Here is a 20,516-nt window from a genome sequence, read left to right on the forward strand (position 1 = left end):
CCTGATCAGGGTCATGGATCCCTGACGACCGCTTGCCCTTGCGTCGCCCCCTGCCACCGCCGCTGAAGCCGCTCCCTCGGGGACCGCTCACCCTGGTGCTGCTCCTGATGCTGCCGATGGTGCAACGCCCGGCCGTCCCCGTTGCCCCGCCGGCGGTCCGGCCCGCCGCCCCGCCCACCTCCCGGCCGGTGGTGGCGAGCGCCTCCGGCCCCTACGGGATCACCCCCGAGCGGCGGGCCCTGCTCAACACGATCCGCTATGCCGAGGGCACCTGGCTGGGCGGCAGCGACGTCGGCTATCGGGTGCTCTACGGGGGCGACCGCTTCGGCGACCTCAGCCGTCACCCCGACACCGTGGTGCGGCGCGGCTATGCCAGTGCCGCCGCCGGTGCCTACCAGTTCCTGCCCACCACCTGGGACCGGGCAGCCGATCGCCTCAAGCTTCGGGACTTCGGCCCCGCCAGCCAGGACCAGGCCGCCCTGCATCTGATCCAGCAGCGCGGTGCGTTGGGGAGCTTCGATCGCCAGGGCCTGACGCCCGAGGTGCTGGCCCGTTTGGCGCCGGAATGGGCCTCCCTGCCGACCCTGGCGGGCCTCAGCCACTACGGCCAGCCGGTGAAGTGCCGCACCGAGCTGACGCGCTTCTACCAGCGGGAACTGGAGCGGCTGCGGCGCCTCACCAGCGCCTGATCGGCCTCACGGTTCCCGGTAGACCACCCGGCCCCGTTCGTCGTTGCCCACGTCGAGCAGATGGTTGAGCAGCAGCCGCTCGATCTCGGCGCTGACCACAGTGCTGTTGGCCTGGGGGGGCAGCTGGAGTTCCAGCAGGGCATCGTTGAGGGTGAACCCGCCCTTGCCGGTGCGGCGGGCCAGCTGGAGCAGCTGGCGTTCGATCGGCGGGTAGGCCGCCGTGTCGCGGCCCGCCAGGGCCTCCTCCAGCAGCAGCGACTGGTTGGCCTGGCGCACCATGTCGGGCAGGAGCACCAGATCCAGCAGCTGGCCGATGCCGCAGAGCCCGAAGGTGAGCAGCCAGAGGGTGCCGCTCAGGGGCTTGCGGTTGTAGAAGCGCGGCAGGCCGCAGAGCCCCACCAGGCAGGTGCACCACAGCAGGTAGCTGAGGGCGACGCTGCGCCGTTCGGCAGCCCGGTTCAGCCCCGACCCGTCCGGGCCGCCGGGGACCGGTCGCTGCACTGCGCTCTGGACGGGTCCTGGCGTGGGTCGGGCGGCCATCACAGTGCTCAACACGCCCAACTTAGGGCCGATCCACGGTCGCTCCGGCCTCCGGCGCCGGCGCCCGCCGGGGGGCCACCGGTGGGCCTGGATACCATGCCTTCAACAGGTTGCCCCTATGACGTCCGCTCCCCCTTCGCCGGTGCCACCGGCCTCCAGCCCCGTCGCCTCTGGCGACGCCCCCTCCGAGGCGGCCGCCATCGTGCTGCCGAAGACGAGCGAGAGCCCCCAGCTGCTGCGGATCCGCCACTCGATGAGCCACGTGCTCGCCATGGCGGTGCAGAAGCTTTTCCCCCGGGCGCAGGTCACCATCGGCCCCTGGACCGAGAGCGGCTTCTACTACGACTTCGACAACCCCGAACCCTTCACCGACGCCGATCTCAAGGCCATTCAGAAGGAGATGGGCAAGATCATGGCCCGCCGGCTGCCCCTGGAGCGGATCGAGGTGAGCCGCGAGGAGGCGGAGCGGCGGATCCGGGCCCAGAACGAGCCCTACAAGCTGGAAATCCTGGAGGGGCTCAGCGAGCCGATCACCCTCTACACCCTGGGCGACCAGTGGTGGGACCTCTGCGCCGGCCCCCACGTGGCCCACACCGGCGAGCTCAACCCCAAGGCCTTCGCCCTCGAGAGTGTGGCCGGGGCCTACTGGCGCGGCGACGAGAAGCGGGCCCAGCTGCAACGCATCTACGGCACCGCCTGGGAGACGCCCGAGCAGCTGGCCGAATACCAGCGGCGCAAGCAGGAGGCCCTGCGCCGTGACCACCGCCGCCTCGGCACCGACCTCGAGCTCTTCTCGATCGAAGACGAGGCGGGCGCCGGCCTGGTGTTCTGGCATCCCCGCGGCGCCCGCATGCGGCTGCTGATCGAGGACTTCTGGCGGGCGGCCCACTTCGAGGACGGCTACGAGCTCCTCTACACCCCCCACGTGGCCGACCTCAGCCTCTGGAAGACCTCGGGCCACCTCGACTTCTACAGCGAGAGCATGTTCGGGCCGATGGCGGTGGACGAGCGGCAGTACCAGCTCAAGCCGATGAACTGCCCGTTCCACGTGCTCACCTTCGCCAGCCGCCTGCGCTCCTACCGGGAGCTGCCGATCCGCTGGGCCGAGCTCGGCACCGTGTACCGCTATGAGCGGCCCGGGGTGATGCACGGGCTGATGCGGGTGCGCGGTTTCACCCAGGACGACGCCCACGTCTTCTGCCTGCCGGAGCAGATCTCCGATGAGATCCTGCGGGTGCTGAACCTCACCGAGCGCATCCTCTCCACCTTCGATTTCCGCAGCTACGAGATCCATCTCTCCACCCGGCCCGAGAAATCGATCGGCGAGGACGCGGTGTGGGAGCTGGCCACCGCCGGCCTGGTGGAGGCCCTGGAGCGCAAGGGCTGGGCTTACAAGGTCGACGAGGGGGGCGGCGCCTTCTACGGGCCGAAGATCGACCTCAAGATCGAGGATGCGATCGGCCGGCTGTGGCAGTGCTCGACGATCCAGCTGGATTTCAACCTGCCGGAACGCTTCGATCTCCACTACGTGGCCGCCGACGGCAGCCGCTGCCGGCCGATCATGATCCACCGCGCCATCTTCGGCTCCCTGGAGCGCTTCTTCGGCGTGATGGTGGAGAACTACGCCGGTGATTTCCCCTTCTGGCTCGCCCCCGAGCAGGTGCGCCTGCTGCCCGTCACCGACGACGCCCTGCCCTGGGCCGAGGAACTCCGGGGCCTGCTGGCGGCCGCCGGGATCCGCGCCGGTATCGACCACAGCGGCGACCGGCTCGGCAAGCTGATCCGCAACGGCGAGCAGATGAAGATTCCGGTGCTGGGGGTGATCGGTGCCAGGGAGGCCGAAACCCGCACGGTCAGCCTGCGCAGCCGCCGCCAGGGCGATCTGGGCAGCGTGGCGGCCGACGTCCTGGTGGCCGCCGGAGCCGCGGCCAACGCCGGCCGGCTGGCCACCCTGGCCCTGGCATGAGCCTCCTGCTGGCGGGCGACATCGGCGGCACCAAGACCCTGCTCAGCCTCTGGCGGCCGGGCGGTGTACGGCCCGAGCTGGTGCTGGAGGAGCGGTTCATCTCGGCGGACTGGCCCGACCTGGCCCCGATGGTGCGTCACTTCCTCGCCGCCGCCGGGGCGGTGGCCGGTGGCGTTCCGGCCGCCGCCTGCTTTGCCGTGGCCGGTCCGGTGGAGGGGGGCCAGGCCCGGCTCACCAACCTCCCCTGGGTGCTCGACAGCGACGGCCTGGCCCTTGGCTGCGGCCTGCCGCTGGTGGAGCTGGTCAACGATTTCGCTGTGCTGATCTACGGCCTGCCCCATCTCGATGCCGACCAGACCGCCCCCGTGCGGGAGGGCCAGCGGGATCCGCAGGCCCCGTTGCTCGTGCTGGGGGCCGGCACCGGCCTGGGGGTGGCCATGGGCCTGCCCACCGCCGGGGGCCTGCGGGCCATCCCCAGCGAAGCGGCCCACGGGGAATTCGCCCCCCGTTCCGCGGCCGAATGGCAGCTGAAGCAGTGGCTCAGGGCCGATCTGGCCCTGGAGCGGGTCTCGATCGAGCGGGTGGTGAGCGGCACCGGCCTGGGCCACGTGGCCCGCTGGCTGCTCGATGGGCGCCACCCCGGCGGCGACCATCCCCTCAGCGGCCCCGCCCGGCTCTGGAGCGAGGCCGGCGATGGGCCCGACCGGTCCGATCTGCCGGCGCAGGTGGCCATGGCCGCCGCCGCCGGTGACCCCCTGGCGGCGGAGGCCCTGGGGCTCTGGCTGGGGGCCTACGGCAGCGTCTGTGGGGATCTGGCCCTGGCCTGCCTGAGCCGCGGCGGCCTGTGGCTGGCGGGGGGCACGGCGGCCAAGCTGCTGGCCAGCCTGCGCTCGCAAGCCTTCCTGGGCCCGTTCCTGAACAAGGGCCGGCTGCGCTCCACCCTGGAGCCGATGCCCATCACCGCCGTGGTGGATCCGGGGGTCGGCACCTTCAGTGCCGCCTGCCGGGCCCGGATGCTGCTGGGCTGAGCCGGCTGCAACACTGAGCCCAACGACAGAACACGTATGGTCCGGCCCCAGATCGGCCAGGGGGTGGTGGTGGCGGTTCCCGCCACCACCGCCAACATCGGCCCGGGATTCGATTGCCTCGGCGCGGCCCTGGATCTCGGCAACCGCTTCGAGCTGCGGGTGATCGAGGGGGGCGGTGAGCGGTTCGAGCTGATCATCGAGGGCCCCGAGGGGGCCCACCTGCGCGGCGGCCCCGACAACCTCGTCTACCGCTCGGCCCAGCGGGTCTGGCGCGAGGTGGGGGTGGAGGCGGTGGCCCTGGAGGCGCGGGTGCAGCTGGCGGTGCCCCCCGCCCGCGGTCTGGGCAGCAGCGCCACCGCCATCGTGGCGGGCCTGATCGGCGCCAATGCCCTGGTTGGGGAGCCCCTGAGCCGCGAAAAGTTGCTGGAGCTGGCCATCGACATCGAGGGCCATCCTGACAACGTGGTTCCCTCCCTGCTCGGCGGGCTGTGCCTGACGGCGCGGGCTGCCTCCCATCGCTGGCGGGTGGTGCGCTGCGAGTGGAATCCAGCCGTGAAGGCCGTGGTGGCCATCCCCACGATCCGGCTGAGCACCAGCGAGGCGCGCCGCGCCATGCCGCGCAGCATCCCGATCAGCGACGCCGTGATGAATCTGGGGGCGCTCACCCTGCTGCTGCAGGGGCTGCGCACGGGCAACGGCGATCTGATCGCCGATGGCATGCACGACCGCATCCATGAGCCCTACCGCTGGGGACTGATCCAGGGGGGCAGGGCCGTGCGGGAGGCCGCCATGGAGGTCGGGGCCTGGGGCTGTGTGATCAGCGGTGCCGGCCCCAGCCTGCTGGCCCTGGCCCCCGAGGACCGGGCGGCGGCGGTGGGGGAGGCCATGACCCACGCCTGGCTGGGGGAAGGGGTGAGCAGCCACAGCGCCGTGCTGGGACTCCAGGAGGGCGGCAGCACCTGGGCCACCCTGCCGGAGGGGAGCCGCCCACAGGCCGTGCTTGGTGAGTAGAACTACCCAGTTGATAGGCTCTGCCGCCCGGGGACACCGTCCCGACGCGGCAGCGTCTCCCGTCATACTTCCTGCCTGGAGCACCCCACAGTGATGGACGCCAGCCTGCCCCTTTCGCTCGCGTCCTCTTCCCTCCCTTCCGGACTCACCGAGGCGGGCTTTCCCTGGCTCAGCCTGATCGTGCTGCTGCCCGCCACCGCCGCCCTGGTGATGCCCCTGCTGCCCGGTGACGGCAGCGACCCGCGCCTGCCCCGCACCCTGGCCCTGGGGGTGCTCGGCGTGGATCTGGCCCTGATTCTCTGGGTCTTCGCCCGCCATTTCGACGCCGGCCTCGGCGGCCTGCAGCTGGTGGAGCGCGTGGCCTGGGTGCCGGCCCTCGGCCTGGAGTGGTCGCTGGCCGCCGATGGGCTGTCCGCCCCCCTGGTGGTGCTCAGCGGCCTGGTCACCCTGCTCTCGGTGGCCGCCAGCTGGAACATCCGCCTCAAGACGCGCCTCTACTTCGCCCTGCTGCTGGTGCAGGCCACGGCCCAGAGCCTGGTGTTCCTCTCCCAGGACTTCCTGCTGTTCTTCCTGGCCTGGGAACTGGAGCTCGTGCCGGTCTACCTGCTGATCGCCATCTGGGGCGGCAAGCAGCGCCAGTACGCCGCCACCAAGTTCATCCTCTACACCGCCACGGCCTCGCTCCTGATCCTGATCAGCGGCCTTGCCCTCGCCCTCTCCGGTGACACCTTCACCCTCAACCTCAGCGAACTGGCGGCCCGCTCCCCCGGCGGCACCTTCGGCCTGCTCTGCTACCTGGGCTTCCTGGTGGGCTTCGGGGTCAAGCTGCCGATGTTCCCGCTGCACACCTGGCTGCCCGATGCCCACGGGGAGGCCAATGCGCCGGTATCGATGCTGCTGGCGGGGGTGCTGCTCAAGATGGGCGGCTATGCCCTGCTGCGCTTCAACGTCCAGATGCTGCCGGAGGTGCACCTGCGGCTGGCCCCGGCCCTGATCGTCCTGGGGATCATCAACATCGTCTACGGGGCCCTGAACGCCTTCGCCCAGGACAACGTCAAGCGCCGCATCGCCTGCAGTTCCGTCAGCCACATGGGCTTCGTGCTGCTGGGCATCGGTGCCGTCGATGCCCTGGGCATGAGCGGCGCCATGCTGCAGATGATCAGCCACGGCCTGATCGCCGCGGCCATGTTCTTCGTCACCGGCGTCTTCTACGAGCGCACCGAGACCCTCTCGATCCCCAACATGGGCGGCCTGGCCAAGGTGCTGCCGATCACCTTCGCCTTCTTCCTGGCCAGCTCCCTGGCCTCCCTTGCCCTGCCGGGGATGAGCGGCTTCATCAGCGAGATCACCGTGTTCCTCGGGGTCACCTCCTACGAGGGCTTCACGGTCGGTTTCCGGGTGATCACGATCGTGCTGGCCGCCATCGGCCTGGTCCTCACCCCCGTCTACCTGCTCTCCCTCTGTCGCCGGGTGTTCTTCGGTCCCCGGATCCCGGCCCTGGCGGTGGTGGGAGACATGAAACCACGGGAGCTGCTGATCGGCCTCACCCTGCTGGTGCCCACCCTGGTGATCGGCTTCTGGCCGCGGGTGGCGATCGATCTCTACGAGGCCAGCACCAACGGTCTGGCCGCCCAGCTGGCCAGCACCGGGGCCGTGGCCATGGGACGGATGGCCGCCCTGGGCTGAGCCCCCGCCCGGCGCCCGGGTGGGCTGAAATGGGGTCTTCCATCGAAGCGGCAGCCCGGCGATGACCACCACCCTCCAGAGCCCCCCCGCCCTGCTGGCCGGCGAGGGCCTGCCCCGCTTCGAGGCCATCACCCCCGACCAGGTGGTGGCCCACATCCCCGCGCTGCTGAGCACGCTCCAGGCGGAGCTCGATCGCTTGGAGGCGGATCTGGCGGCGGCGGCGTCCGAGGGCCGGTCCCTGGGCTGGGCGGAGGTGATGGACCCCCTGCACCGGCTCGGGGAGCGGCTGCGCTGGAGCTGGGGGGTGGTGAGCCACCTCAACGGTGTCTGCAACAGCCCGGAACTGCGGGAGGCCCATGCCAGCCAGCAGGCGGCGGTGGTGGCCTTCGGCAACCGGGCCGGCCAGAGCCGGGTGCTGTTCGAAGCCCTGCGCAGCCTCCAGGCCCAGGGCGGGCTTGATGCCACCCAGGAGCGGATCCTGACGGCGGAACTGCGGGACATGGAGCTGCGGGGCGTGGGCCTGCAGGGTGAGACCCAGGTGGCGTTCAACGCCGCCAGCCAGGAGCTGGCGGAGCTGGCCACCGCGTTCGGCAACCGGGTGCTCGATGCCACCAACGCCTGGACCCTGCGGCTCAGCGATCCGGCCGAGGTGGAGGGGTTGCCCGAGAGCCTGAAGGAGCAGCTGGCCCAGGCCGCCCGCGACGCCGGCGATGGCGAGGCCACGGTGGCCGAGGGCCCCTGGCTGCTGGGGCTCGACATGCCCCGCTTCGGCCCGTTCCTGAAGTACAGCCGTCGCCGCGACCTGCGCGAGATCGCCTACAAGGCCCACGTGAGCCGGGCTTCGGGCAAGACCGACGGCAACTGGCCGGCGATCGAGCGGATTCTGACCCTGCGCCGTGAGCAGGCCCGGCGCCTGGGCTATGGATCCTGGGCCGAGGTGAGCCTGGCCGCGAAGATGGCCGGTTCAGTGGCGGACGTGGAGGCCCTTCTGGAGGACCTGCGCAGCGCCGCCTATCCGGTGGCCCTCCAGGAACTGGAAGCGTTGCGCGCCTGTGCGGCCCGCGAGGGGGCGGCCGAGGCGGCGGATCTCAAGCCCTGGGATGTGAGCTTCTGGGCGGAGGTGCGGCGCCGGGAGGCCTTCGATCTCGACGGCGAGGCCCTGCGGCCCTGGTTCCCCCTGCCCCGGGTGCTCGACGGGCTGTTCGGCCTCTGCGACCGCCTGTTCGGCATCCGCATCCGCCCGGCCGATGGGGAGGCACCTGTCTGGCATCCGGACGTGCGCTTCTTCCGCGTCGAGGACGCCGGCAGCGGCGAGCCCCTGGCGGCCTTCTACCTGGATCCCTACAGCCGCCCCGGCAGCAAGCGCGGCGGCGCCTGGATGGATGAATGCCTGGTGCGTTCGCTGGATGCCTCGGGGCAGCCCGTGCTGCCGGTGGCCTACCTGGTCTGCAACCAGAGCCCGCCGGTGGGGGACACCCCCAGCCTGATGACCTTCGAGGAGGTGGAGACCCTCTTCCACGAGTTCGGCCATGGCCTGCAGCACATGCTCACCACCGTGGAGCGCCCCCAGGCGGCCGGCATCAACAACGTGGAGTGGGATGCGGTGGAACTGCCCAGCCAGTTCATGGAGAACTGGTGTTACGACCACGCCACCCTGATGGGGATGGCCCGCCACTGGCAGAGCGGCGAACCGCTGCCGGAGGCGGAGTTCGCCAAGCTCCAGGCCGCCCGCACCTTCATGGGCGGCGCCGCCACCCTGCGCCAGGTGCACTTCGCCCTCACCGACCTGCGGCTCCACAGCCAGTGGACCCCGGACGGCGGCCGGACGCCCGAGCAGCTGCGCCGGGAGATCGCCGTCACCACCACCGTGCTGGATCCGATCGAGGAGGACGCCTTCCTCTGCTCCTTCGGCCACATCTTCGCCGGCGGCTATTCCGCCGGCTACTACTCCTACAAATGGGCCGAGGTGCTCAGCGCCGATGCCTTCAGCGCCTTCGAGGAGGTGGGGCTGGAGAACGAGGCGGCGATCCAGGCCACTGGCCGCCGCTTCCGCGAGACGGTGCTCAGCCTCGGCGGCAGCCGCCACCCCGGCGAGGTGTTCGAGACCTTCCGGGGCCGGCCCCCCAGCCCGGAGGCCCTGATCCGCCACTCAGGGCTGGTGGCGGCAGGGGCCTGAGGCTCCTCCGCCATGGCCGCCCGGGGTTGGGTCAGCCGGGCAGGCCGGCCTGGCTGATGGGCCCCAGCTTGACGCCCTCCGGGTAGTACTTCCAGCCGTCCCGGATCCTGATCGTCTCGTCCCAGGGGAGCTTGTAGCAGCCGTTGGCCAGATCCCTGACCCAGGTGAGGTAGTTCTCCTTCTCCCCACCGGGTTTGCCCACATAGGCGCGGCAGCCCAGGTTGAAGATGTTGTTCTCCAGAGCCCAGTTCTCCCGCGCCTTGTCCACCAGGCGGGGGAACAGTTCGGCGGTGACGATCTCCCAAGGGTTTCTGTGGCCCTGCTGCAGGACGTTGCCGTCGTAATTGCAGACGGTGCCTTCCCCGAAGTAGTAGAAGACCCCGTCATACCCGGCCAGGTTGACCGAGATGGTGTACATCAGGTTCTGCCAGGCGTTGGTGCGGTTGGTCCAGATCCACTGGTCGTTGACCTGGGTGGAGTAACCGGAGATGCGGATGTAGACATTGGCCCCCTTGTAGGCGGCCTCCCGGGCCAGTTCGGGGAACATGCCGTCATGGCAGATGCAGACCGCCAGCCTGGAACCCTTGGGCCCCTCGCAGACCGGCATGCCGTAGTTCCCCGGCGACCAGGGTTCGATCGGCACCCAGGGCTGCAGCTTTCTGTAGTGCAAGGCAATCTCGCCCTGGGAATTGATGATGATGGCGGTGTTGAAGGGCGGCAGGCTGGGGTCGTCGTTCTGCTCCATCAAGGAGAACACCCCCCAGACGTCGTTGTCCCTGCAGGCCTTGCGGAAGCGGTCGATTTCGGGGGAGTCAATCCGCAGCAGCATCTCGTCGTAGGTCCAGATGGCGGTGTTGAGTCCCTGGGTGGAGTACTCCGGGAACACCACCAGATCGAGATCGGGGTAGCCGGCCTTGGTGGTGGCGACCGCCTTGCAGATCTGATCCACCTGGGTCTGGATGTCCGCGGGGCCTTTGATCACGGGGACGGGGTACTGGATCATCGCCACGAGGAGAGCCTCCTCCCAGGCGCTGACGCTGCCGGTGCTGCCCATGAAGTCAGGAATGAAAGTCATTCTCATTCTTGGCACCGCGTCCGGGGCGAAGCTGTCGCGTCAGTCACCGAATCCGGCGCCTGTGGCCCTGGCTGACGCCCAGGGACAGGCGACAGGACGGGGCGATGATGTGAGAATGGTTGTCATTCCGCTCCATCCCGCCATCCCCTCTCACGGCCTGACCGCCCCGCTGGGGCCCCTGTCTCGGCGGCAGCGGGCCACCCCCGACCGCCATGGCTGAGCTGGTGGTCGCCGGGTCCGGTCCCCAGGCCCTCACCCTCTGCTGTCTGCTGCTGCAGAAGCGGCCCCAGTGGCGCCGGCGGCTGCGGGTGCTCGACCCCAGTGGCACCTGGCTGGAGCGCTGGAACACCCAGATGCGCCGCTACGAGATTCCCTGGCTGCGCTCCCCTTCCCCCCACCATCCCCATCCCAATCCCCACGCCCTGCGCCGTTTCGCCCAGGAGCGCCAGCGCGGGGCCGAGCTTGAGGGTCCCTACGGCCTTCCCCACACGCAGCTGTTCTCCGATTTCTGCCGCAGCGTCGTGGCCGACTTCCAGCTGGCCGACCGGGTGCAGGCCGTGGCGGTCGAGCGGATCCGGCTCGCTCCCGCCGGGGACAATCCCCTGGAGCTGGACCTGAGCGATGGTTCGGTTCTGGCCCCCCGGCGGCTGGTCATCGCCACCGGGGCCGAGGCCCCGGTGCTGCCGGGCTGGGTCCGGGCCATCGAGGACCCCTACCCGGCCGACGCCCTGCAACACAGCCACAACCTCGACCTCGGTGCCTGCCCGGGTCTGGCGGGACAGCATCTGGTGATCGTCGGCGGCGGCCTCACCAGCGCCCATCTGGCCCTGGGGGCCATCCGGCGGGGCGCCCGGGTCAGCCTGTTCTGCCGGCGGGCGCTGCGCCGCAAGCCCTTCGATGCCGACCCGGGCTGGCTGGGGCCCCGGTATCTCAAGGACTTCCGGGCGGAACCCTGCTGGCACCGCCGCCGTCAGCAGGTTCTGGCGGCCCGCGACGGCGGCTCGATCACCCCTGAGCTGGCCAGCCGGCTGCAGCAGGCGCAGGCCGCCGGAGCGCTGCAGCTGAACGAGGGGTGTCAGATCGCCTCGGCCCGCTGGCGCCAGGGCCAGTGGCAGCTGCACTGCCGCGATGGCCGCCGCCATCAGGCCGATCGCCTCTAGCTGGCCACCGGCCACTGCCTGGGGGTGAGCCACCACCCGCTGCTGCGCCAGCTGCAGCAGCAGCGGCCCCTGGCGCTGATCGAGGACTGGCCCGTGCTCACCGGCGACCTGCGCTGGCCTGGCACCCGGGTGCACGTCATGGGGGGACTGTCCGCGCTGCAGCTGGGACCCGCGGCCCGCAACCTGTTCGGGGGGCGGGAAGCGGCGCACCGCATCTGCCGCGCCGCCCTCAAGTCCTGAACGGGCCGTACCCCGGGCCCCCTTGCAGGGGAACCGGAGCAGAGGACCAAGGACGGCCGGGCGCCTAGTTGGCGCAGGCTTCCGACAGGGAGTGGATGGTCTGAACCTGGCCGGGGGCCAGGGCGAAGGTCAGGTCACCGGCGGAGCTGGGCACGGTGATCCGCATCGCCATGCCGTCCGCGGGGATCGGATTGAGGCAGCCGGCGTCGTACTGGGAGGAGCCCACCGGGATGGCGCCGCTGGCGGCGCCCAGAAGCTCCAGGCTGCGGTTGTCGAGGCTCCAGGCCTGCTGGCCGCCGTCGCTCATCACCATGGGACGGACGTGATCCAGCGTCAGCCCGGCCGTTTCCGCGTTCAGCCGCAGCCGCAGACCGGAGGGTGCGTTGATGTCGGAACGCTCGAACAGCACGGCGCCCAGCTGGTGCCCCGAGCCGTCATCCAGGTACCAGTTGCCTGTGTCATCGGCAAGGGCGGTGGCTGGGTTGAAGACGGGGGCGAGAAAAAGAAGCCCGACCGCAATGATCCATGCCGTTCCGATACTGAAAAAGCGATGCAGATGCCGACGTAAATTCTGCACCGTGACGACAAAATGTGTTGTCAATGTCCTGACCTGCTCGTTTGAACATCTTCAATCTATAAGTCCAAAATCATCCGATGACGGCGGAAACCATCCACTGACAATTCTTTCAGGAGCGCTACCTTGTCCTCCCGTCATGTAGAGGCTGATTCCCATCTCTTATCCGTCCCTTCTTGCCCTGGATCCGATGGATCAGCTCCCCCCAGCCGTCGCCGCTCCCGCCTGGAGGCCTGGCCCCTCGATAGCCTGAGATCCGATGGCTCCGCCCCCGGTGACGCCTGCGCCCCTTGCCGGAACAACGTGATGGGAGCCCAGCGGATCCTGGTGCTCGGCGGTGGCTTTGCCGGCCTCTGGAGTGCCCTCGCCGCCGCCCGCCAGCTCGATCACCTGGGCCTCGGCCCCGACGCCGTCGAGGTGCTGCTCGTCAATCGGGATGCCTTCCACGCCATCCGCGTGCGCAACTACGAACCCGATCTGGCGCCGCTGAGGGTGCCCCTGGAGACGGTGCTCGCGCCCGCCGGAGTCCGCTGGCTGGTGGCCGAGGTCGGCGGCATCGATCCGATGGCCCGGACGGTGACCGTGCATACGGCCGCCGGCGCGCAGGTGCTGGCCTACGACCGCCTGGTCTTCGCCCTCGGCAGTGAGCTGCGCCGGCCCCAGCTCCCCGGCCTGGCTGCCCACGGCTTCGATGTCGACACCTACGGCGGCGCCTCCCGGCTGGCGGGGCACCTGGAGGCCCTGGCGGAGCACACCGATGGCGCCGGTCGGTTCACGGCTGTGGTGGTGGGGGCGGGCCTCACGGGAATCGAGGCCGCCTGCGAATTGCCGGCCCGGCTCCAGGCAGCCCGGGAGCGTGCCGGTCTGGCGGGGCCGGGGCGGGTGGTGCTGGTGGACCACAACCGCCATGTCGGCTCCGACATGGGGGATGGGGCGCGGCCCGTGATCGAGGAGGCCCTGGCGGCCCTGGGGGTGGAATGTCGCCTCGGCGTCCGGGTGGCCTGCCTTGACGACAGGCAGATCCGCTTCGACTCCGGCGAAGCGATCCCTGCCCATACGGTGGTCTGGTGTGCCGGGATGCGCGCCAGCCCGTTGGCCGCCGGCTGCGGCGTGCCCACCGATGGCCTCGGCCGGCTGCCGGTCGATGCCGATCTGCGGGTCGAGGGGCTGAGCGGCGTGTTCGCCGCCGGTGACAGCGCCCGCCTCGGCCTGGAGGATGGCCACACGACGGTCATGTCCTGCCAGCACGGCCGCCCCATGGGCCGGTTCGCCGGCCACAACGCGGTCTGCGATCTGCTGGGGCTGCCGCTGCTGCCGCTCCGGATCGACTGGTACACCACCATTCTCGATCTGGGGCCCTGGGGGGCCCTCTACACCGAAGGCTGGGAGCGCCGGGTTGTCGCCACCGGGGAGAGCGCCAAGCGCACCAAGCGGCTGATCAATGGCCAGCGGATTTATCCCCCCCTGAACGGCGACCGGGCCGCGATCCTCGCTGCCGCCGCTCCGGTGATCCAGCGCCCACCGCCGGTCCAGCCCGAGGGGAGCCAGCCATGAGCTCCCCCGCCCAGCAGCCCACCCCCGGCGCGGCCCTGGGGCGCCTGCTGCTGATCGCCCTGCTGCTGGCCGGGGTGGGCCTGTTCTTCGGCCAGGGCTGGTATCGCCAGCTGGATCTCGCCGCCCTGCAGGCCTCCCGCGAGCAGCTGCTGGCCTGGCGGCAGGCGGCTCCGCTGGCCAGCGCCGCCGCCTTCGTGGCCGTCTACGTGCTGGTGACGGGCCTCTCCCTGCCCGGTGCCACCGTGCTCACCCTGGCGGGGGGCGCCATCTTCGGCCTGCTCCAGGGCACGGTGCTGGTGTCGATCGGCTCCACCCTGGGGGCCACGGCGGCCTGCCTGCTGGCCCGCACCCTGCTGCGGGAGCCGGTGCGGCGCCGGTTCGGCCAGCGCCTGGGGCCGATCGAGGCGGGCGTCCGCCGCGACGGCACCGCCTATCTGCTGAGCCTGCGGCTGGTGCCGGTGGTGCCCTTCGTGCTCGTCAATCTGCTGATGGGGCTCACCCCCATGCCCCTGTTGCCCTTCGCGCTCGTCTCCCAGCTGGGCATGCTGCCGGCCACCCTCGTGTACGTGAATGCGGGCACCCAGCTGGGCCAGCTCACCAGCCTGAGCGGCCTCCTCTCGCCGGCCCTGCTGGCCTCCTTCGCTCTGCTGGGACTGCTGCCCTGGATCGTGAAGCTGCTGCTGGGCCGCTGGCGGCTCTGGCGCCTCTACCGCCCCTGGCCCCGCCCCCGCCGGTTCGATCGCAACCTGATCGTCATCGGAGCCGGGGCGGCGGGCCTGGTCACCGCCTACATCGCCGCCACCGTGCGGGCGAAGGTGACCCTGGTGGAGCAGCACCGCATGGGCGGGGACTGCCTCAACACCGGCTGTGTGCCCAGCAAGGCCCTGATCAGCACGGCCCGCCTCGCCGCCCGCCTGCGCCACGCCGACCGCTACGGCCTGACCCCCCAGGAGCCCCGGGTGGAGCTGCGCCGGGTGCTGGAGCGGGTGCGCCAGAAGGTGGCCGCCGTCGCCCCCCACGACAGCGTCGAGCGCTACACCGCCCTCGGGGTGGACGTGCGTCTCGGCCAGGCCCGCCTGATCAGCCCCTGGTCGGTGGCGATCACCGCCGCCGATGGCAGCGAGACCGTGCTCACGGCCCGCGCCATCGTGCTGGCCACCGGCGCTGCGCCGGTGATCCCGGCCCTGCCCGGCATCGACACGGTGCGGGTGCTCACCAGCGAGACCCTCTGGGACGCCCTGGCCGAGCACCCCTCCCCGAGGCCGAGCCTGGTGGTGCTGGGCGGCGGCCCGATCGGCTGCGAGCTGGCCCAGGCCCTGGCCCAGCTGGGCCTGCCGGTGACCCTGCTGCAGCGCAATGACCGCCTGCTGCCCCGGGAGGACCCCGAGGTGGGGGCGCTGCTGCGCGAGGTGCTGGAGCGTGACGGCGTGCGGGTCCACCCCGGGTGCCGGGTGGAGCGGGTGCGGCCCGTCGCCTCCGGTGGCGTGCAGGTGGAGGCGGTGGTGGATGGCGCCACCCTCTGCGTCGAGGCCGACGAGCTGCTCTGCGCCGTGGGGCGCCAGGCCCGGCTGGAGGGCCATGGCCTTGAGGCCCTGGGCATCCCCAGCGGCCGCACCATCGACACCGACCCCCATCTCCAGACCCTCTACCCCAACATCTATGCCGCCGGTGACGCCGCCGGCCCCTGGCAGTTCACCCACACGGCAGCCCATCAGGCCTGGTATGCGGCCGTCAACGGGCTGTTCGATCCGGTGCGCTTCGCCGTCGACGGCCGCGTCATCCCGCGCACCACCTTCACCGACCCGGAGGTGGCCCGGGTGGGGCTGAACGAGACCGAGGCCACCGCCCGGGGGGTGGGCTTCGAGGTCACCCGTTTCCCCCTGGCCGAGCTGGATCGGGCCATCGTCGAATCGGCCGAGACCGGCTTCGTCAAGGTGCTGACCGTGCCCGGAAGGGACAGGATCCTGGGGGTGACGATCGTGGCGGAGCAGGCCGGGGAGCTGCTGGCCGAATTCGTGCTGGCGATGCGCTGGAACCTGGGACTGGGCAAGGTGATGGGGGCGATCCATGCCTATCCCACCTTCTCGGAAGCCAACAAGTACGCCGCCGGGGCCTGGAAGAAGGCCCACGCTCCCCAGCGCACCCTGGCCCTACTGGAGCGCTTCCACACCTGGCGCCGGGGCGGCGACTAGGAACGGGTCGACGTTGTGCAGGGCCACGCTCACCGCCACGGCACTGGCCAGAAGCAGCCACAGCAGCCGCAGGCCGATCAGTCCGGCGGCGGGCCGATCGAGGGCGGCCGCCGCCGCCACGCTCACCACCGCCACCACGAGGCCCGCCAGCGTGTCCAGCGCCGCCAGCACCGGGCTGTGCAGCCAGAAGAAGAAGGTGGTGAACACGGCGAACAGCAGCCAGCCCACCCCTTCGGAGACCAGCACCAGGGCCCGGCGCCGGCCGGCAGCATCCGGCTGGAGCCCTCCGGCAGCGTTCGCCACCTCCAGGTTGGCCACCCGCGCCAGGGCCACCAGGGAGGTGATGTTCAGCACCAGCCACAGGGGGGCGAACAGCCAGTCCGGCGGGGCATAGGGGGGCAGGCGGAAGGCCGTGTAGAAGGCGGCATCCCCCAGCACCCCCGCCGGCCAGAAGCTGACGGCATTGGCGGCCACCAGGATCGCGGCGCCATGCCACCAGCGGAAGCGCCGTGCCGGTGCCGTGGCGCTCACGCCTGGGAGTGGAGCCCGATGGTGTTGCCTTCGGTGTCGAGCACCAGGCTCATGAAGCCGTAGGGGCCGAGCGACATCTTCGGCTTGATCACCGTGCCCCCGGCGCCTGCCACCCGACTCTCCTCCACGGCGCAGTCGTCGCAGTGGAAATAGATCAGGGTGCCGCCACCACCGCCCGGGGCCATGCCCTCCATCTTGGCCAGGGCCCCGCCGGCCCCCACCCGGTCGTCCTGCATCGGGAAGGCGAAATACTCCATGGCTGCATCGCCCATGGGCTCCAGCGTCAGCTGGAACACGCTCTCGTAGAAGGCCCGGGCCCGGGCCATGTCGTCGACGTAGAGCTCGAACCAGATGACGGGATTGATGGCCATGGATCCGCCGATGTCCTGGGCTGAGACTAGGCCAGGAATCCGGGATTCAGCCCGCCACCTCCTGCTGCTGGCAGGGCGCCAGCGGGGTCCAGTTCTCCTTCACCAGCTGGCGGGCCCGGCCCAGGGCCAGGGAGCCGGCCGGTACGTCTTTGGTGAGGGTGGAGCCGGCCCCCACCGTCACCCCCTCCCCGAGGGTGATCGGCGCCACCAGCACCGAATTGGCGCCGGTCTTGCTGCCGCCGCCGATCACGGTGCGGTGCTTGCGCACCCCGTCGAAGTTGGCGGTGATCGTTCCTGCGCCGATGTTCACCTCGGCGCCCAGGTCGGCATCCCCCAGGTAGCTGAGGTGGTTGGCCTTGCAGCCCTCCCCCAGCCGGCTGTTCTTCACCTCGACGAAGTTGCCGATGCGGCAGCCGGCGGCCAGGTGGCTGCCGGCCCGCAGCTGGGCGAAGGGACCGATGGCGCAGCCGGGCTCCACGTGGCTGTCGCGCAGCACCGAATGGACAACCTCCACCTCCGCGCCCAGCTGGCTGTTCTCGATCAGGCAGCCAGGCCCGATGCGGCAGCCGTCGCCGATGCTGCTGGTTCCACGGAAGTGGCACTGGGGCTCCACCAGCACGTCGCGGCCGAAGCGGGTGTGCTCGGACAGGGTGCAGCTGGCGGGATCGGTGAAGCTCACCCCCTCCGCCATCCAATGGCGGCGCAGCCGGTCCTGCAGCACCGACTCGCAGTGGGCCAGCTGCTGGCGGTCGTTGATGCCGGCCACCTCGTCCGGGTCGCCCACCTCCAGGTGCATGGCCGGCCGCAGCAGGGCCACGGTGTCGGTGAGGTAGAGCTCCCCCTGGTCGTTGTCGGTGCTCAGGCTGGGCAGCACGGTGGCGAGGCGGGCCCAGTCGAAGCAGTAGATCCCTGCATTGGTGAGGGTGTTCGCGAGCTGCTCGGCCGTGCAGTCGCGGTGCTCGACAATGCCGCTCACCTGGCCCGCTCCATCGGCGAAGACCCGGCCGTAGCCGCTCGGGTCCGCCAGCCGGGCGGTGAGCAGGGTCACGGCGGCGCCACTGGTCCGGTGGGTGGAGAGCAGGGATTCCAGGGTCTCCGGCCGCAGCAGCGGCACGTCGCCGTTCAGCACCAGCAGCTCGCCCTCGAACCCTTCCAGCGGCCCGAGCAGTTGCTGCACCGCATGGCCGGTGCCGTTCTGGGGCTGCTGCAGCACGAACTCCAGGCCCTCGACACCCGCGAGGGTGCGCTCCACCCGTTCCGCCTGGTGCCCCACCACCAGCAGCTGCCGGTCGGGGGAGATCCGGTGGCAGCTGCCCAGCACCCGCTCCACCAGGGTCGCGCCGGCCAGGGGCTGGAGCACCTTCGGCAGGGCACTCTTCATGCGGGTCCCTTTCCCGGCGGCCAGGACGGCAACGGCGAGCATCGGCGGCGGTGGGGCGACTGGGCCGGAATCTACCGGTGCCCTCCGGAGCGGCCCAGTCCGCCGGGGCCCGGGCGCCGCGGCAGCCGGGCCGGCGGGGCGGTGCTCTGCTCCTGCTTCCGGCGGCGCCGCTCCAGGATCTCGGCGGCGGTGGCGTTGCCGCTGGGGTCCCGGTAGGGCACCCCGGCGCGGCTGGCCAGGTGCTCCCGCTCGAAGGGCTCCAGGGGGCGCAGGGCCGGATGGGGGGGCAGGGGGGTGAAACTGGCCGCCGTGCCGGCGCTCCAGCGCTCCGGTTCGTCGGCAGGCGGCTGAATCGCCCGCACCTCCAGGCCCAGATCCTGCAGGCAGCGGCGCACCGCCGCCGCGGAGCTGTAGGTGAGCAGCCGGCCGTCGGGCCGCAGCAGCCGCACCAGCCGCTCCAGGAATTCCAGGCTCCAGAGCTGGGGGCAGCGCTGGGGGGAGAAGGCATCCAGCAGCACCAGGTCGCAGCGGCCCGCCAGCGTGTCCAGCAGCTCCGGCAGCCGGCGGCGGGCATCGCCGAGCCGCAGGCGATCGCTGCCGCTGAGCTCCTCCAGTCGGGCCATCACCGCGGCGGGCCACTGGGCCCGGAAGCCGGCATCCGCCAGGGCCAGGGCCAGGGGCCGGTGGTCCAGCTCCAGGCCCCACCAGTCCAGCTCCAGGCCGGCGGTGGTGGCGGCGGCGAGCAGGGCGGCGGTGTTGGTGCCGGTGCCGACGGCCACCTCCGCCACCACCAGCTGCCGGCCCGGGGCGAAGCGCTCCAGGGCCGCCGGGACCACGAACTTCTCGGTGGCCTCGCGCAGGGCGCCGGCGGCACTGTGGAAGCCCTCGTCAAAGGTGCCGCTGTAGAGGCTGAAGCTACCGTCGCGCCCCCGCCGGGGCAGCAGCCCGGGACCCGGTTCGGGCTCTGCCGTCTCAGTGCCGCAGGCGGGCCAGGTCATCCCAGAAGCCGGGGTAGGAGACGGCGGCCGCCTCCGGCCGCCCCAGGCGGGTGTCGCCCCGGGCCACCAGGGAGGCCACCGCCAGGCTCATCGCCACCCGGTGATCCGTCTCGCTGTCCACCTGCGCCCCGTGCAGCGGGGTGGGGCCCTCGATGCTGAGGCCATCGGCGTGCTCCTCGAGCCTGGCCCCCATGGCCGTCAGCTGGCGGGCCATCACGGCCAGGCGGTCGGTCTCCTTCACCCGCAGCTCCGCCGCGCCGCTGATGCGGCTCAACCCTTCGGCGCAGCAGGCCGCCACCGCCAGCACGGGGATCTCGTCCACCAGGCGGGGAATCATCGGCTCCTCGATGCGGAAGGCCCGCAGCGGGCCGTGCTGCACGCGCAGATCGCCCACCGGCTCGCCGGCCACGTCGCGGCTGTTGAGCACCGTGATCCGGGCGCCCATCTCGGCCAGCACATCGAGGATGCCGGTGCGGCTGGGGTTGAGCCCCACGTTCTCGACCGTCAGATCGGCCCCCGGGGTGATCGCCGCCGCCACCAGCCAGAACGCGGCGGAGCTGATGTCGCCGGGCACCACCACGGTCTGGCCCCCCAGGGAGGGCCCGGGCCGCACGGTGATGAACCGCCCCTGGTCGCCATCCACCTCCAGGTCGGCGCCGAAGGCCCGCAGCATCCGCTCGCTGTGGTCGCGGGTGGGGGCCGGCTCGATCACGGTGGTGGGCCCGTTCGCCGTCAGGGCGGCCAGCAGCAGGGCGCTCTTCACCTGGGCCGAGGCCACCGGCGTGCCGATGACGCTGCCGTGCAGGGTCTGTCCCAGCACCGCCAGGGGCGCCAGGTTGCCGTCCTCACGGCCCTGGATCCGGGCGCCCATCTGGGCCAGGGGGCCCCCCACCCGGCGCATCGGCCGCGAACGCAGGGAGGCGTCGCCGCTGAGCACGAAGTGGCGCCCCGCCCGGCCGGCCAGCAACCCCAGCATCAGCCGCATGGTGGTGCCGGAATTGCCGCAGTCGAGCACGTCGGCGGGCTCCCGCAGTCCGTCCAGGCCCACCCCCTCCACGGTCACCACCTGGCCGGCGGCGATCGGCGAGACCGTGACGCCCATGGCCCGCAGGCAGGCGGCGGTGCTCAGGGGGTCTTCGGCGGGCAGCAGCCCGTCGATGCGGGTGGTGCCTTCGGCGATGGCCCCGAACAGCAGCGAGCGGTGCGAGATCGACTTGTCACCGGGCACCGTCACGTGGCCCCGCAGGCTGCCGCCGGCCGGCAGCAGCAGCGGCGCCGGCAGGGCGGCTGCGCTGACATCGACGCTTGCGGGTGAGGACAACGGCTGTGCCGCCAACTGGGGCG

General features: G+C 71.5%; 18 protein-coding genes. 10 read left to right on the top strand and 8 right to left on the bottom strand.

What is annotated here, in order from left to right:
- Positions 1-38 precede the first annotated feature (38 nt).
- Positions 39-689 (top strand): glycoside hydrolase family 104 protein, encoded by a 651-nt coding sequence (locus VB738_RS03905; RefSeq protein WP_323304895.1) that lies wholly within the window; start codon positions 39-41, stop codon positions 687-689.
- Positions 690-695: 6 nt separating this feature from the next.
- On the opposite strand, the gene VB738_RS03910 is transcribed toward VB738_RS03905, so the two are convergent.
- A complete protein-coding gene (locus VB738_RS03910) occupies positions 696-1,229 on the bottom strand; it encodes a TM2 domain-containing protein (RefSeq protein ID WP_323304507.1) in 534 nt (177 codons plus the stop codon).
- Between the two features lie 118 nt (positions 1,230-1,347).
- Here VB738_RS03910 and thrS point away from each other — a divergent pair, with 118 nt between their 5' ends.
- The 5 genes from thrS (at position 1,348) to VB738_RS03935 (ending at position 9,096) form a co-directional block, all read left to right on the top strand.
- Entirely contained in the window at positions 1,348-3,195 is a 1,848-nt protein-coding gene (gene thrS, locus VB738_RS03915) for a threonine--tRNA ligase (RefSeq protein ID WP_323304508.1), read from the top strand.
- Positions 3,192-4,223 carry a glucokinase gene (locus tag VB738_RS03920; protein WP_323304509.1) on the top strand — a complete coding sequence of 344 codons (1,032 nt, stop codon included), beginning with the start codon at positions 3,192-3,194 and terminating at the stop codon, positions 4,221-4,223. The genes thrS and VB738_RS03920 overlap by 4 nt, the downstream gene beginning before the upstream one ends.
- A gap of 36 nt (positions 4,224-4,259) precedes the next feature.
- Positions 4,260-5,234 (top strand): homoserine kinase, encoded by a 975-nt coding sequence (thrB, locus tag VB738_RS03925; protein WP_323304510.1) that lies wholly within the window; start codon positions 4,260-4,262, stop codon positions 5,232-5,234.
- 93 nt (positions 5,235-5,327) lie between these two features.
- Positions 5,328-6,920, top strand: a complete 1,593-nt coding sequence (locus VB738_RS03930; protein WP_323304511.1) for an NAD(P)H-quinone oxidoreductase subunit 4 — start codon at positions 5,328-5,330, stop codon at positions 6,918-6,920.
- 61 nt (positions 6,921-6,981) lie between these two features.
- Positions 6,982-9,096: a M3 family metallopeptidase gene (locus tag VB738_RS03935; RefSeq protein ID WP_323304512.1), complete on the top strand. Its 2,115-nt coding sequence runs from the start codon at positions 6,982-6,984 to the stop codon at positions 9,094-9,096.
- A 31-nt stretch (positions 9,097-9,127) separates the two neighbouring features.
- Here the strand turns inward: VB738_RS03935 and VB738_RS03940 are convergent, their stop codons facing one another.
- Positions 9,128-10,171: a formamidase gene (locus tag VB738_RS03940; RefSeq protein ID WP_323304513.1), complete on the bottom strand. Its 1,044-nt coding sequence runs from the start codon at positions 10,169-10,171 to the stop codon at positions 9,128-9,130.
- A gap of 212 nt (positions 10,172-10,383) precedes the next feature.
- Here VB738_RS03940 and VB738_RS03945 point away from each other — a divergent pair, with 212 nt between their 5' ends.
- Together VB738_RS03945 and VB738_RS03950 are read left to right on the top strand one after the other, a co-directional pair.
- Positions 10,384-11,331 (top strand): FAD/NAD(P)-binding protein, encoded by a 948-nt coding sequence (locus VB738_RS03945; protein WP_323304514.1) that lies wholly within the window; start codon positions 10,384-10,386, stop codon positions 11,329-11,331.
- Between the two features lie 24 nt (positions 11,332-11,355).
- Positions 11,356-11,571: a hypothetical protein gene (locus tag VB738_RS03950; RefSeq protein WP_323304515.1), complete on the top strand. Its 216-nt coding sequence runs from the start codon at positions 11,356-11,358 to the stop codon at positions 11,569-11,571.
- Positions 11,572-11,635: 64 nt separating this feature from the next.
- On the opposite strand, the gene VB738_RS03955 is transcribed toward VB738_RS03950, so the two are convergent.
- Positions 11,636-12,172: a hypothetical protein gene (locus tag VB738_RS03955; RefSeq protein WP_323304516.1), complete on the bottom strand. Its 537-nt coding sequence runs from the start codon at positions 12,170-12,172 to the stop codon at positions 11,636-11,638.
- A 279-nt stretch (positions 12,173-12,451) separates the two neighbouring features.
- On the opposite strand from VB738_RS03955, the gene VB738_RS03960 reads away from it, so the two are divergent.
- Together VB738_RS03960 and VB738_RS03965 are read left to right on the top strand one after the other, a co-directional pair.
- Positions 12,452-13,699, top strand: coding sequence for an NAD(P)/FAD-dependent oxidoreductase (locus VB738_RS03960; protein WP_323304517.1), 1,248 nt, complete (start codon positions 12,452-12,454; stop codon positions 13,697-13,699).
- On the top strand, positions 13,696-15,891 hold the full coding sequence (locus VB738_RS03965) for an FAD-dependent oxidoreductase (RefSeq protein ID WP_323304518.1): 2,196 nt from the start codon (positions 13,696-13,698) through the stop codon (positions 15,889-15,891). Before VB738_RS03960 ends, VB738_RS03965 begins: the two co-directional genes overlap by 4 nt.
- Here the strand turns inward: VB738_RS03965 and VB738_RS03970 are convergent.
- From VB738_RS03970 to aroA, 5 genes are read right to left on the bottom strand one after another with little or no spacing between them, the layout of a single operon-like run.
- Positions 15,850-16,422 (bottom strand): TspO/MBR family protein, encoded by a 573-nt coding sequence (locus VB738_RS03970; RefSeq protein ID WP_323304519.1) that lies wholly within the window; start codon positions 16,420-16,422, stop codon positions 15,850-15,852. The genes VB738_RS03965 and VB738_RS03970 overlap by 42 nt on opposite strands.
- Positions 16,419-16,793 carry a VOC family protein gene (locus VB738_RS03975; RefSeq protein WP_323304520.1) on the bottom strand — a complete coding sequence of 125 codons (375 nt, stop codon included), beginning with the start codon at positions 16,791-16,793 and terminating at the stop codon, positions 16,419-16,421. The genes VB738_RS03970 and VB738_RS03975 overlap by 4 nt, the downstream gene beginning before the upstream one ends.
- 46 nt (positions 16,794-16,839) lie before the next feature.
- The gene (gene glmU / locus VB738_RS03980) at positions 16,840-18,216 is read right to left on the bottom strand and encodes a bifunctional UDP-N-acetylglucosamine diphosphorylase/glucosamine-1-phosphate N-acetyltransferase GlmU (protein WP_323304521.1); all 1,377 of its coding nucleotides are present in this window, start codon (positions 18,214-18,216) and stop codon (positions 16,840-16,842) included.
- Between the two features lie 29 nt (positions 18,217-18,245).
- On the bottom strand, positions 18,246-19,172 hold the full coding sequence (locus tag VB738_RS03985) for an MnmC family methyltransferase (protein ID WP_323304522.1): 927 nt from the start codon (positions 19,170-19,172) through the stop codon (positions 18,246-18,248).
- Positions 19,147-20,454, bottom strand: coding sequence for a 3-phosphoshikimate 1-carboxyvinyltransferase (gene aroA, locus VB738_RS03990; RefSeq protein ID WP_323304896.1), 1,308 nt, complete (start codon positions 20,452-20,454; stop codon positions 19,147-19,149). The genes VB738_RS03985 and aroA overlap by 26 nt, the downstream gene beginning before the upstream one ends.
- Positions 20,455-20,516 lie beyond the last annotated feature (62 nt).

Origin of the sequence: Cyanobium gracile UHCC 0139 (genome assembly GCF_034931325.1) — a bacterium.
Lineage (GTDB): Bacteria > Cyanobacteriota > Cyanobacteriia > PCC-6307 > Cyanobiaceae > Cyanobium > Cyanobium gracile_B.

Coding starts and splice junctions, on each gene's coding strand:
- thrS (WP_323304508.1), top strand. CDS start 1,348: ATGACGTCCGCTCCCCCTTCGCCGGTGCCACCGGCCTCCAGCCCCGTC.
- VB738_RS03985 (WP_323304522.1), bottom strand. CDS start 19,172: ATGACCTGGCCCGCCTGCGGCACTGAGACGGCAGAGCCCGAACCGGGT.
- VB738_RS03960 (WP_323304517.1), top strand. CDS start 12,452: ATGGGAGCCCAGCGGATCCTGGTGCTCGGCGGTGGCTTTGCCGGCCTC.
- thrB (WP_323304510.1), top strand. CDS start 4,260: ATGGTCCGGCCCCAGATCGGCCAGGGGGTGGTGGTGGCGGTTCCCGCC.
- VB738_RS03910 (WP_323304507.1), bottom strand. CDS start 1,229: ATGGCCGCCCGACCCACGCCAGGACCCGTCCAGAGCGCAGTGCAGCGA.
- VB738_RS03935 (WP_323304512.1), top strand. CDS start 6,982: ATGACCACCACCCTCCAGAGCCCCCCCGCCCTGCTGGCCGGCGAGGGC.
- glmU (WP_323304521.1), bottom strand. CDS start 18,216: ATGCTCGCCGTTGCCGTCCTGGCCGCCGGGAAAGGGACCCGCATGAAG.
- VB738_RS03975 (WP_323304520.1), bottom strand. CDS start 16,793: ATGGCCATCAATCCCGTCATCTGGTTCGAGCTCTACGTCGACGACATG.
- VB738_RS03945 (WP_323304514.1), top strand. CDS start 10,384: ATGGCTGAGCTGGTGGTCGCCGGGTCCGGTCCCCAGGCCCTCACCCTC.
- VB738_RS03930 (WP_323304511.1), top strand. CDS start 5,328: ATGGACGCCAGCCTGCCCCTTTCGCTCGCGTCCTCTTCCCTCCCTTCC.
- VB738_RS03940 (WP_323304513.1), bottom strand. CDS start 10,171: ATGACTTTCATTCCTGACTTCATGGGCAGCACCGGCAGCGTCAGCGCC.
- VB738_RS03920 (WP_323304509.1), top strand. CDS start 3,192: ATGAGCCTCCTGCTGGCGGGCGACATCGGCGGCACCAAGACCCTGCTC.
- VB738_RS03965 (WP_323304518.1), top strand. CDS start 13,696: ATGAGCTCCCCCGCCCAGCAGCCCACCCCCGGCGCGGCCCTGGGGCGC.